An 11,625-nucleotide genomic window follows, 5' to 3' on the forward strand; every position below is an offset into this window, starting at 1 on the left:
ATGAATCTTTGTTACAATACATCAAATGGAAAGAACTTGTTGGGCAAGAACAAGCAATAGCCAAATTAAAAGAATATGACTTTTACATTTCCGCTGAAGAACAAATTAGGAGAGAAAGTGAATTAGCTATATGTTTGGTTGATATTCTCAAATCAAATAAAGTAAAATATAGTTGTACGATTGACAATACGGGAAAATATAAAACTACAATCCCTTATGGTAATTATTATTTTATATTTAAATCCGCAAATAAAAGCGTAGATAAGTCTATACTTAATGGTCGTGGAACATATAATATCTATAAAATCAAATTATATTCTAAATATAAAGATATTAGTACGTCTTTTAACGCTGACTACCATTAAATATTGAGCTAACATAATCTGGCTAATGTTTTCGCGTATAAATTATAATTAGGCTGGCTCCAAAGTCAGCCCAATTTTATTTTGTGCATTTTGCCACTCTTAGCCAAAAGTATTCAGCTTTCGAGATATTTGTTAAGCGCATCTCTCAATTTACGAATTTCATCATTTGAAGATACTATTTCGGATATTTCATCTTCACATGCGCAATCGCACATTGAAATAAGCATACCTTTTATGCCACCTCCCTTTTCTATTTTAGCATCTTTTGAGAACATTTCTATCGGGAGAAACTCGACTACCCCTCCGCTGTCAAAACTTACCGAAGCCGCAGCGTTTTTCTTTTCCCATTCCTCCACCTCACTACATGACATATAAGCCGTTTGACAATTTTCTAATTCTGGCTTCTTTTGCTCTATCATATCTAAATAGAACTGTATAGCCATTAAACCTTTCTCTGTTACCGTATTGTCTTTTGCAATAAGACCATTTACTTTGAATGTTTCTACAACGCATTCTTTGTTGCTCATAAATTCTACTAATTCCATATTGATTTATTATTTATAGTGGATAAAATTTGTATTTTCTTGCTGTAATTGGAACACGGCAGGATAGTTCCTTTTTGAATATTGTTTTCTAAGGTATGATATTAAATTATCGAAGTTGGTAATGAATCCCTCGTTGATTAAATCAGCCACCTTCTTTTCAAGCTGCCACAGTTCGCGTTGTTTGCTTTCATCACCCTGCTTGTTGCGAAGCATTTTCTCATGTGAGTTAAACACAACCCAATTCAATGCTTCCCCAACCTTTTGCATTGCTTTCGGCATAAACTCTTTAGGAACTATCTTCTGAACGGCAGAGCCAAGTTCTTTGTAAGCATCCCCGGCATCGTTTCGATAGCGAATCATTTCATCGTACACAAACCGTAATACTTTGACTTCAAAAGCCGGATTTATCCACATAGCAAATTTGATAAACAGAAGCGGATTCATCCAAACTTTATCGGGTGTTTTGCCTTCTTTCGTATTTCTACCCTTAACTTTTATAAGTAGTTGATTTTCACCAATGAGCATTTTTGCTCTATGGCTTTCATCCTCTGCAAGAGCTTTCAAAAACTCTGATGTATTATCAGATTCTAAGAATTTACTCATTTGCCTTCTCGGATTCCCTTCTACATTATTCCACTGCCGAAGCAATTCAGTTCCGTCAAAATAACCATCACTCGTGCGCTGAACCACAGAAAAACTATCAATGTATCGCACCATTTCTTGATTTGTTTTCATATTATAAATTTAGATTTTACTTAACAAAGATTTCTCCCTTTTACGGGAAAGTTCACGCTTGTTTTCTTCAAGTTCTTCCCAACGATTAATAATTTTGGCTCGTAAGTTTGCATCATAACCACTTGCGAGAAGAAGACAATCCTTTTTGGTGAGAATGTAACAAGACACTTCTTTGCTTCCACCGTTTGGCATAGGTTGAGGTCTTGATGATAATTCAAAACTGAATTGTCGTCTATCTTCCAGTTGTTCAAGGATATTGCGAATATCTCGCATTACATTTGAATGAGTTTTGCCCGTAATTTCTGCAATCTGTAAGGAGGTCATTGTTCTTTTTTTACCTTTTCCCTCATCAATAGGTATTAACTGATTAAAATTTTCCATATCTTTGCACTATAAAGTTAATGTTTTCCCCATCAGCGGCTCGGACATCTCCGCTTTTGGGGAATTATTTTGTCCGATCTTGTAGTAGGCAGGGAATCGAACCCCAATACGCCATTACTCGTACCTACTGAACCCTCCTTAATATAATAGTCACGCTTGACATAATAGTAAAGAGAAAGGGCAAATCCCGATGAAGCTTAATGTGGTTGTCTGCCTCAAAGAGAATGCCCTATAATATTTTACTCCAGTTCATGACAACCACGTAATGAACCTTACAACATTGTTTCCAGCGCAAATATAAAGACGATATTTTCACCATACAACAACCTAAAAATCAATAAAATAAATTCGGTAAACATCAGTAACAAACGGTAAGAATCGGTAAATAAAAACAGTTATATTTACTCTAAAATTTAGACATAATATAAATAATGCGCGTATCTACCGTATTGTGGCGAGATGTTGATTGTCATTTATGATACCGTTCAAATAATATAGGAATATAAAAGGCTATAAATAAGGATGTTGCAAAACACATGTTAATCCCCATTCATTTTATATCTTACCATGACATTGCCATCGGTTTCAACTTTACAGTTTCCACCATGAACATATACATAAACTTTAGCCACATCGCTTTGCCTTACATGTAGTTTAGCCCGATCATATACACTTACAAAAACTTTGGCACAATCCTCCACTTCAAGAGTCAATTCACTATCATGCCGCAAATGGAGAGTAACAACTGTAAATTTACCGAAAGAAAGTTTGCCTGAACATTTACCGTTCAGTACATATACACCATTGTCGCCTCCGATTACTGGTTCATCAACAAAAATATGGTTTTGATGAAGCAGACTCCGGTCAAAATTGCCTTTTATATATTCCACCGTCGGATAATCGTGTTCAATACAAAAATCAATGCCCCGTATATACATTCCGATCAATTCTTGCTGGCTTTTATTGTTTTGCCAGTCACCTTGCCATTGTGTGCAGAGGCCATACGATACGGCATGGCCTCTCAATTCACTATTCAATCTGTTCATAATCATATATTAAACTTGTTTACACCGTTTATATTCCTATGTAGTATATCCCTGATTTCTTCCACAAATTCCACATTCTTTGCTGTATTTATCTGTATCATTGTCAGTTGTTGTAATTGTGCTTGTGCTATTACATTATAGGCCGGGAACAATTCTTCAACCAATCTGCGCACATACTCCCGTTTAACACTCACGTCAGCCCGGATTGCATTTATATAAGAAGCCAAAAGGTTAGCGGTATTTTCAGTAACATTCTGTATGCCTTTAGATAAACCACTTCCACTGTCTTCTTCCTCTTCCTTCATACTGATACCATATTTCTTTTCCATATAGTTATTCAGTTTGTCAAGCATGGAATAGTAATCATCGGTTTTCTCACTTACCCCCATTAGATAGTCCGCAATACTTTCCAACTCCTTTTCGTCAAGAGAGAAATCCTTGCCGAAATAACCACTCATTCCATCCTCACCGAAAAGCATCTTTTGAAGCTGTTGCATGGCCGGTTCCAAAATACTTATTTTGAGAATGGAGTTCATAACATCACCCATAATGTCGGCAACCTTATTTTTGAAAGCTTCGGCACCATCCTCGCCTTTCTGCCATGCCTCATACAAGGCATCTCCCAGCTGTGAAGCCCAGTCTTTCAAATTAATGCCATAAAGAGATTCAGCCGTTTCTTCGGCAAAATCCTTTATTTGCTGTTTCATCTCCGCAATCTGATTCTCATAATCAGCCACTTTGCTATCATCCGTCTTCTTCTTGTCAATTTCGGCTTGCCGTTGTTTCTCCAATTCTGAAAGTTGTTCTTGCATCAAGGCACGTTGATACCCGTATGCACCACCTTCATCGTATGCCGAAACACGTTTTTGAAGTTTTTCCGCTTCCTGCTTATATTTCTGCAAAGACATCAAATCGAAGATGTTGATCTTTCCCTTATTGCGTATTGCCCCAATCTGATTATTTAATTGATTCAACCGGGTACGGTCATTTTCTGCATCTACAAGTTTTAGTTCCGTGCCACTGCCCAAAAAACGTTCAAGAATACCGTCAATTTGTTCGTATATATATTGCAACTGTTGAGCACGAAGTTTACTCTTTTCAATAGCCTTATCGAGTTTCTTATCATGCGCTTGTGCTATCTTCCCAATCCAATTTACAGCTTCACCAGCAGCGGCAGCAATACCACCAACGATTCCACCTTTGGCGAATCCCTGCCCGATATTGCTTATAGAAGACATGGCATCCTGCACATTACCCATCGTGTCGGCCATACCCTCATTGCCCAAAGCATCGAACATGGAAGACATCTGTCCTGCAAAATTGCCGACAAGATCAGCACTTTCAGCGGCACTTTCTCCCAACCGTCCGATTTTCTTTTCCAGTTTGTCGCTGTTTTTTTCAGAAGTAAAAAGTTCTTTTACATTCTTCGCTAAGGTTTTGAATGGATTTACAGCCAACTGTGCATCTTGCAACTGGGGGATGGCTTTTATCAATTTATCCAACAAAGAATAAGCACCCTTAACATTTTCAATACTACCATCATCTTTCGTAAAAAAAGAAGTAAATCCATTGGGCTTTCCATCGCTATCATAGGAAACCTTTGCATTATTCTTGATTTCCCTTGCGATACGTTCAGCCTCTTTCAAATCAGAGAATGAACGTTGCTCTTTATCTCCAAATATTTTCTCCCATTCAGGTAACAATTGTAATAAGGTCGATTTTAATTCAATCAGCTTCTTATTATATTCATCAAGATAAGCCTTCTGAACATTGTTTAGACCTGACGTATCACCAACCAACTCCCCATTTTTTCCGACACTTAATCCAGTCTTTGATGCGTACTGTTCACTTAATATTCGTATCTTTTCTATCGTTGATCTTGCATTGGCAATAACCTTTGTATCATCAAGTGCAATACTTACCTTATCTTTCTCAAATGCCTCTTTAGCATCCTTCCACACCTTAAAAAATTGCTTATATAATGGGCTGTCTTTACCTCCTAATATACTTTCTGCTTCATCGTCACTCAAAGTGAATGGAAGATCAACAGCCTTTTCTTTGAGTTTCTTTTGTACTGTATCTATTAAATATTGCGCTTCATTCTCATAATCAGTCAAAAAACCAAAAGCATAAGTTGAAGCATCCTTCTTACTTGCACCGGCATTGATAAGCTGCTTGTATATATCCCATTTCTTTGAAACATCAGACACGTACCTTTCAAGTTCCTTTGTGGCCTTATCCGAAGCTTCTTTCATAGCGTTGGCATCAATATCCAAAAGCACTTTCCGTATAGAGACTTTCAATTCCCTACGCTCTTTGGTCTTATCGTCAAGCTGGTTAAGAATCTTATTCAATTCATCCCGATAATTTACAATATTCACCGGTTCTTTACCTTTAAATAAGGAATCAAAAATACCCGATTCTTTAACCTTGCTGGCAGCTTCTCCCTTTCCAACAATGTCAGTCCACTTCTTATATTCAGAATATGCCTCCTTTAGTAAGTTTACCCGTTCTTTCAATCTTTCGGCAAAGGCATCCTTTTTGCTCTTATCCTTATTTGGATCAGTGAGAGAAAAACCGATTTCTTTAGCTCCTTTCTCACCGGCTTGCATTGTGTCGAAAGCCTTTTTATAATCTGATACAATTTGCTTCTGCCAGTCGGGAAGTTTTGACAAGTCAATAGCTCCAATACCTGACAAATCTATTCCGGCTTTAATCAATACCGGCTTCAATTGATTTGTTGTCTCTTTAGCTTCCTTGTATCCTTTTTGTATTCCTTCAATGATTTTCTCTGAATCTGTGGAAACCTTTATTTGGGCTTCAAATTGCCCATCTGTGGCTTCATTGAACTTTTTCTGCAAATCAGAAAAACTTTGACTGGCTTCTGTATATTCAGCATTAATCTTGATATTGAACTCTTCTTCAAGAGTCTTCTCGTTAAAGAAGTCTCGCATATATTTCGGCATCTTCTCGAACGTATCAAAGAAAGAACTTATATCCAAACCGATAGCTATTTTCTGCGCATCACTCAAATTCTCCAAATCCCAGCCGGCAGCTTTCAGCCTCGACTTGTACCCAGATAGGAAGTCCTTCATATCCGGCAATACATCTTCCATATAAATACGCTTAGAGTTTTTCCACGCTTTCCGCAATTGAAAAATATCATCTCTATATCCTCCAGTGAAAGGCAACTCATTATTCAGGCTGGCCAATGCTTTGGGGTATTCTTTGAGAATGGATAGCTGTTCTTTCAGCGGTTTACCCGAAGCGGCTTTGGCAAAATCACCATGTTTGGCTATAACTTTCTGCATGGCGGTGGAATACTCGATATAGCTGCCTGACATGCGGCCAATAATTTTGTTTACCCGTTCCTCCGCATCAATGTAGTCATTGATATTTTCAAGAAAACTGTCATCAAAATAACCGTCAGTCGCTTCATTGGCATGTTCAGACGTACCTTTTATGGCATTCAACAATCTATAAGCCTCTTTTGTATCATTCAAAGCATTCCGAAGCAATATATATTGTTCTGCAAGGCTTTTAACCGTATTTCCTTCATCATCAGTCTTAAACGTTTCATTAAAAGTGTTTGCCCAAACTGGAGAATAATCCTTTAATGCTGTTTTCATTTCTTCAATGGAAGAAATCAGTGAGGCATCATTCGCCTTAAAAGGATCAACATCAGCAAATTTTTGAGCTTCTTTCGTTAAATTCTTGAAACCGTCTTGTGCTCTTGTTGTCAGCTCGGAAATACGCTCGTTCATTTCGTCAGCCTTTTGCCCGGACTTATACCATAATTCAGTAATGGCAAAAAGTCCAGCGAACAAATACATGTATGGATTGAACAAACCCTTAAAAGCAGTCCAAACTTGTTTGGCTCCATAACTAAGCATTGTCATTGCCACACGAGCTTTTCCAGCTGACATAGCCACTTGAAGTTCAGCTTTTGATATATTAAGTAATTGGGTAATATGTCCTGCCTGACCTGATTTAATTTTCCCAAGTGTTATCAACCTCAACGCTTGTTCTTTGTTCAATGCGCCACTAACAGCCAATGCCCTCCATTCTGCGGTAGTCATAGCATTTCTTGAAGCAATCAATCCTTTTTCAGCGGCAGTTAAAGTGCGGTAATTGGAAGCCATCACTAAATCCGCTGCTGTTTTTTGTTTAGCTGCGAGTGTTCCTTTTATTAATGTAGCATTTGCCACTCCCATGGCACGTGATCCTGCATAAACCGCAACCCGATATGTTCCAAACGCAGCTGTGGCCGCTGTTATAAAAGGTACAACTTCTTTCCAATTTTGAGCAAGGGTGGTAAGGCTTTCGGCAGTCCATTTCAATGTACTACCCGTTGACTCCGCAATATCACCAAGCATAATGTCAATCGCATCAGCCAAGTTCTTCCATTTGGACTTAACTGATTCTGAAAGAACTTCCTGCATGTTATTAAACATACCACCATCATCCGTAAGTTCCCAAAGAACATCTTTTACATCCTCAAACGTAACCTTCTTTTTCGAGATCATATCAAGCACTTCACCGGCACTGACAATGCGGCCTTCCAACTTACTGAATCGCTCGGCCAGTTTATCCACCATAGGAATGTTCGCTTCCGTCAATTGTCGTAATTCCGTTCCTTTCAAGAATTTAGCAGCCTTTATCTGACCGTAGGCCAATATGATACGTCCCATATCAACACCTACACCGGCCGATATATCAGCCAGCCTTTTCATGGTATCATACAATTCATTGTATGGTATAGAATACGCGGAAAGTTGTTTGGCATACTGATTCAAGTCCATAACCCCGAACGGAGAAGCAACAGCCAGTTTCTTAATCTGATTGAATATGGTCGTAGCTTTGCCTTCATCTTGCAGGATAGAGGCCATTGCAATTTTCTGATTCTCCAATTCACCACCAATATCAACCACCGCACGTAAAAAATTTTGTGCCGCATAAATGGAGTATAGCCCTAAAAATTCATTTCTTAGTTGTCCGACAATACTCAACTGACTGTTCATTGCTCCATTCATATTGAGAGTGGCTGTCATGTGACGTCTTGCTGCATTGGCTGATCTCTCACGGGCATTAGCCAAATCCAGTTCCGCTTTGGCGGCACGTGCGGCTCTTTGTCGCGCAAGCTCACGTGCGGCTGCGGCAGAAGCCTCCGCTTTGGTTTGAATGGCTGCGGCTTTGGCGGCGCGTAAATCACTTGCTGTAAAGTTTGTATTCAAACCGGCGGCTTGCAAGGCGGCACGAACAGCTTGTGTGGTACTGGCCTTATCCACTACCACATTGATCTTAAACTTCTCACTTTGAAGCAAAGTCTTCATATCACCAACCAACTTCTTCTTGTCAAAACCCACATCAAGTTTTGCCTGCAAGTCTTTGGTGATTTCCGCTTTCAATTTTTTACGTTGTTCCGCTGTCTTATCACGGAACAGTATATCAAAATATAAATTACCGAGATCAGCCATATATTATTGTGTTTGTGTTACTTATAATCATTAATGTTAATTGCTGTTTCTCCATTGCCATACTTATCTTTCCAGCGTTTGGCAGCATCCTCTATTTCGCTTACGGAAGGGGATTTGAAGTTCTTCGTATCGTGCTTCTTTTCCTTGTTGTCCTTGTCACAATCTGTAACCACAATAGACACATCCATTGCCAATAGTTCAATTTGTGCATTTGTAAGTACCCAATAAATACCAAACAAGGGCTTGCTTATTGGAATCCCAAATACTCTCAAAGGCTCTGTCAGCCACGGATAGGACTTGCCTATTTCCCACGTTTGTCCGTAGCTGGTTCGTGAAGGATATGCTCTGCTTCCTCTTTTGTCATTGTCATCATCGTGTCCTTCATCGCGGTCAGATATATGGTAGCAGTCAAGTAGTCTTCCACTGGAATTTTTTTTTTGCCGACGGCTATAACCTTCATCAGCTCATGATCTCCATATTGTTTGATATAAAAGAACCATCGCCACAAGAAAGGATAGAAGAACTTGATCTTCCAATATCCGTTCAAAATGATAGCGGCTGCACATTGGCAACTGATCTTATCATCATTTCCCGATTTCTGCATGGTACTGGTGAATTTGCGTATAGTCCCTCTTTTCAGCCATGAAATACCATATTTCTTTCCTCGGACTTCCACATAGTCCACACTGTCTTCCAACACATCATTCAATAGCCTTTCATCCTCCGGTGTAGGAAGTGTTATGTCATTCTTCTTTGTCATATTTTATCGTGTTTTATACGAAAAAAGGTGGTGGCCGGTATCAAGTAGCTCACCACCTTTTCGCTGATATGAATTTTGCAAAGTGTTATATCCTAAGTTTTTTATTCGGACACTTTTTTACGTAAAATGTAAATAGAGGCACCCTTAGCATCATTCAACGGAGAAACAGATACATTAAAGTACCCCGGCTTATCCTGCTCGCTGACGAAGTTGCTATACCCCTCAACATTCGGTAAGAACAAGGCTGTTTGACGGTCTTCACTACGCATGAAGAGTCCTCCGATTACTTTCTTCGGTTCGATATTGTAACCTTCACCTTCATAAGTCTCACCATCAATGGTAGCAGTCATAGTCACCGTTTCCGCTTTCTTGTTCAGTAACAAGTCATTGATCTTTCCTGCCACGGAAGGTACTTGAAACTGAATATCGGAATCTCCAGCATTAGCAATAGAAGTCCAAGTTGCTCCGGTTGTCAACTTGATCTTGGAAACATCGGCAGCTCCGGTATCAAATGTAACTCCGTCAGAGAGTACCGGCAGCTCCATATCAAAAGCCGCTAAAGTTGCGAGGTCACTATTGACTTTGGACACATAATAAACCTCCTTCATCTGATTAAAGAGCACCTTTAACTCTTCCAGTTTGGTAGTAATAGAAATCTCTGCCATAATCGTATCTTTTTAAGTTTGTGTCATTTGTTTATTATTAGCTTCGCTTGTATTATTAAGGAATGAAAACCGAGTCCGTCATTTCCTCCGGGAAGCAATCGTGGACTTACAGCTGAAAACAATTCCGTCACTATTGGAAATTTTGAAACCACTTCCATTTGCATTTCATCCAAACGGACTGTATTCTCAATACCGTTTGAGCGATCATGCGCAAAAACGTTTATCTGACAGTAAGTGTCTTGGTAGGTACTTCCTTTATCTTGGATAGTTTGTGGCAACCGGATAACAACAAAGTCCTTCATCGCCTTTTGTTCAGCAGCCGGACGATCTGTTATGAAAACCTTTTCACCAATGCCGGTTACTGCATCAGCGATTTGTTTTAATATATCCATACGTCTATAAACTGTCCGTCCCATCATTTCATTGGTTTAAAGTTCTTGAATAATGTATTTTGTGCCCTTTGAAATGTTCCGGTCAGAACATCTGCATTCAACACATTCTCCAAATAGGTTGAATATTCAGTACCCGTGCACATTACTATCTCAAATCCTTTACGTGATTCCGACTTATATCTTTTCAAGAAATCAAAGGAGAATGCTTCGCCATAACCTTTATCAGTTTCTATTGTTCCAGTAAAACGTCTGTTCTGATTATCATAACTGACACCTACAAATGTTTCACCTTTAGTCAGCTTTACTCTCACCGGTTGTTTCATTGAATCTCCACTACAAACGAAATAGGAAAATCTACCGTCCATGAATAATCCGCACGCATAACTGGTTATTGTATTACCCGTAAGATTCCGAAAGCCTGACTTGTTATCAAGTGCATCTTGGATAAGTTCTTCACAGCATTTAGTCAAGACATCAAAGATATATCCTGAAACAAGCTCCTTTGCCTTCCTTATTCCTTCATCAAACAATACTTCATTGCTCCGGTTATCCATGCGTTAATTTTTTGCAAGATTGAAATACACAGTTGTTCCCAAATTTCCGGCATAGCTATCAGTAACCATACATTGAGTGAAAGTGCCTTGTCTGTCCGTGACATCTATCAGATCACCGGCCAATATTCCTTCAACAATTCCGGGAAGGCTCAACAGATAATCGCTCTTTATCACATTATCGGTTTTGAATGTCCGCAAATTTGTACTACCTTCCTTTCGGCATATACCTTCATACAAGATCACCTTCTCACCATCACTGAAAGAATCCTCACCTATAATTCGGTAAACAGTACATTTGTGCGGATGCCGTGGATTATTTACTTTCATACTCAAAAATTGACTATTCTGATTTTAGTGCCCTTTACAACTTCTTCATCCCATTTCTCATACAGTTCTTTCGCCATTTCACGGAGTTGCCGCTTGTCGTATGCACTGGTCTGCCAACCACCTTCCTTATGCTTCCATCCCCCGTCACTGTCTTCGGTATCATTCTTACTGCTTGGAGTGCTTGCACACCACATGTAAATATCGGCAGTGGCAAGATCAAGCTGCCTTTCGGTCAGTTCACTTACCATTGTTCCAAAAGCGATTTTCCGCTTGACAAGAACCCTTTTGAGGGCGTTGTCCGCTATTTCATAAGCAGTTGCGCCACTCAAAAAGTCCTCAATGGTCATATCTTCCGTATGAGAAAGTTCCTCATTCATT

12 protein-coding genes and 1 pseudogene are annotated in these 11,625 nt (G+C 39.2%); 1 reads left to right on the forward strand and 12 read right to left on the reverse strand.

From position 1 onward, the window contains the following. Positions 1-365 (forward strand): annotated as a pseudogene (locus DW862_RS10560) (hypothetical protein); the annotation flags it as partial. A 113-nt stretch (positions 366-478) separates the two neighbouring features. Here DW862_RS10560 and DW862_RS10565 read toward each other — a convergent pair. From DW862_RS10565 to DW862_RS10620, 12 genes are all read right to left on the reverse strand, one after another. Next, a complete protein-coding gene (locus tag DW862_RS10565; RefSeq protein WP_004326765.1) occupies positions 479-910 on the reverse strand; it encodes a hypothetical protein in 432 nt (143 codons plus the stop codon). Between the two features lie 9 nt (positions 911-919). Further along, entirely contained in the window at positions 920-1,645 is a 726-nt protein-coding gene (locus DW862_RS10570; protein WP_004326766.1) for a KilA-N domain-containing protein, read from the reverse strand. A 9-nt stretch (positions 1,646-1,654) separates the two neighbouring features. After that, positions 1,655-1,969, reverse strand: coding sequence for a Rha family transcriptional regulator (locus DW862_RS10575; RefSeq protein ID WP_005794398.1), 315 nt, complete (start codon positions 1,967-1,969; stop codon positions 1,655-1,657). A gap of 596 nt (positions 1,970-2,565) precedes the next feature. Continuing rightward, positions 2,566-3,078, reverse strand: coding sequence for a hypothetical protein (locus DW862_RS10580; protein ID WP_005794401.1), 513 nt, complete (start codon positions 3,076-3,078; stop codon positions 2,566-2,568). Continuing rightward, positions 3,075-8,549 (reverse strand): replicative DNA helicase, encoded by a 5,475-nt coding sequence (locus DW862_RS10585; RefSeq protein WP_120068092.1) that lies wholly within the window; start codon positions 8,547-8,549, stop codon positions 3,075-3,077. The genes DW862_RS10580 and DW862_RS10585 overlap by 4 nt, the downstream gene beginning before the upstream one ends. A gap of 17 nt (positions 8,550-8,566) precedes the next feature. Then, a complete protein-coding gene (locus DW862_RS10590; protein ID WP_008775833.1) occupies positions 8,567-8,788 on the reverse strand; it encodes a hypothetical protein in 222 nt (73 codons plus the stop codon). Between the two features lie 62 nt (positions 8,789-8,850). Beyond that, positions 8,851-9,309, reverse strand: coding sequence for a hypothetical protein (locus DW862_RS10595; RefSeq protein WP_004326772.1), 459 nt, complete (start codon positions 9,307-9,309; stop codon positions 8,851-8,853). A gap of 101 nt (positions 9,310-9,410) precedes the next feature. Next, the gene (locus DW862_RS10600) at positions 9,411-9,974 is read right to left on the reverse strand and encodes a hypothetical protein (RefSeq protein ID WP_004326773.1); all 564 of its coding nucleotides are present in this window, start codon (positions 9,972-9,974) and stop codon (positions 9,411-9,413) included. A 23-nt stretch (positions 9,975-9,997) separates the two neighbouring features. Then, positions 9,998-10,393 carry a hypothetical protein gene (locus DW862_RS10605; protein ID WP_008775834.1) on the reverse strand — a complete coding sequence of 132 codons (396 nt, stop codon included), beginning with the start codon at positions 10,391-10,393 and terminating at the stop codon, positions 9,998-10,000. Beyond that, positions 10,390-10,920, reverse strand: a complete 531-nt coding sequence (locus tag DW862_RS10610) for a hypothetical protein (RefSeq protein WP_004326776.1) — start codon at positions 10,918-10,920, stop codon at positions 10,390-10,392. The genes DW862_RS10605 and DW862_RS10610 overlap by 4 nt, the downstream gene beginning before the upstream one ends. Before the next feature lie 3 nt (positions 10,921-10,923). After that, on the reverse strand, positions 10,924-11,247 hold the full coding sequence (locus tag DW862_RS10615; RefSeq protein ID WP_004326777.1) for a hypothetical protein: 324 nt from the start codon (positions 11,245-11,247) through the stop codon (positions 10,924-10,926). Positions 11,248-11,249: 2 nt separating this feature from the next. Continuing rightward, entirely contained in the window at positions 11,250-11,624 is a 375-nt protein-coding gene (locus tag DW862_RS10620; RefSeq protein ID WP_005794411.1) for a hypothetical protein, read from the reverse strand. Between the last annotated feature and the right edge of the window lies 1 nt (position 11,625).

The sequence above is a fragment of the Bacteroides sp. AM37-9 genome (genome assembly GCF_003603455.1).
In the GTDB taxonomy this organism is placed as follows: Bacteria; Bacteroidota; Bacteroidia; order Bacteroidales; family Bacteroidaceae; genus Bacteroides; species Bacteroides xylanisolvens.

What these genes read in the sequence shown, in the direction of transcription:
- DW862_RS10570 (WP_004326766.1), bottom strand. Translation starts at nt 1,645, where the DNA reads ATGAAAACAAATCAAGAAATGGTGCGATACATTGATAGTTTTTCTGTG.
- DW862_RS10610 (WP_004326776.1), bottom strand. Translation starts at nt 10,920, where the DNA reads ATGGATAACCGGAGCAATGAAGTATTGTTTGATGAAGGAATAAGGAAG.
- DW862_RS10565 (WP_004326765.1), bottom strand. Translation starts at nt 910, where the DNA reads ATGGAATTAGTAGAATTTATGAGCAACAAAGAATGCGTTGTAGAAACA.
- DW862_RS10615 (WP_004326777.1), bottom strand. Translation starts at nt 11,247, where the DNA reads ATGAAAGTAAATAATCCACGGCATCCGCACAAATGTACTGTTTACCGA.
- DW862_RS10620 (WP_005794411.1), bottom strand. Translation starts at nt 11,624, where the DNA reads ATGAATGAGGAACTTTCTCATACGGAAGATATGACCATTGAGGACTTT.
- DW862_RS10605 (WP_008775834.1), bottom strand. Translation starts at nt 10,393, where the DNA reads ATGATGGGACGGACAGTTTATAGACGTATGGATATATTAAAACAAATC.
- DW862_RS10585 (WP_120068092.1), bottom strand. Translation starts at nt 8,549, where the DNA reads ATGGCTGATCTCGGTAATTTATATTTTGATATACTGTTCCGTGATAAG.
- DW862_RS10595 (WP_004326772.1), bottom strand. Translation starts at nt 9,309, where the DNA reads ATGACAAAGAAGAATGACATAACACTTCCTACACCGGAGGATGAAAGG.
- DW862_RS10600 (WP_004326773.1), bottom strand. Translation starts at nt 9,974, where the DNA reads ATGGCAGAGATTTCTATTACTACCAAACTGGAAGAGTTAAAGGTGCTC.
- DW862_RS10580 (WP_005794401.1), bottom strand. Translation starts at nt 3,078, where the DNA reads ATGATTATGAACAGATTGAATAGTGAATTGAGAGGCCATGCCGTATCG.
- DW862_RS10575 (WP_005794398.1), bottom strand. Translation starts at nt 1,969, where the DNA reads ATGACCTCCTTACAGATTGCAGAAATTACGGGCAAAACTCATTCAAAT.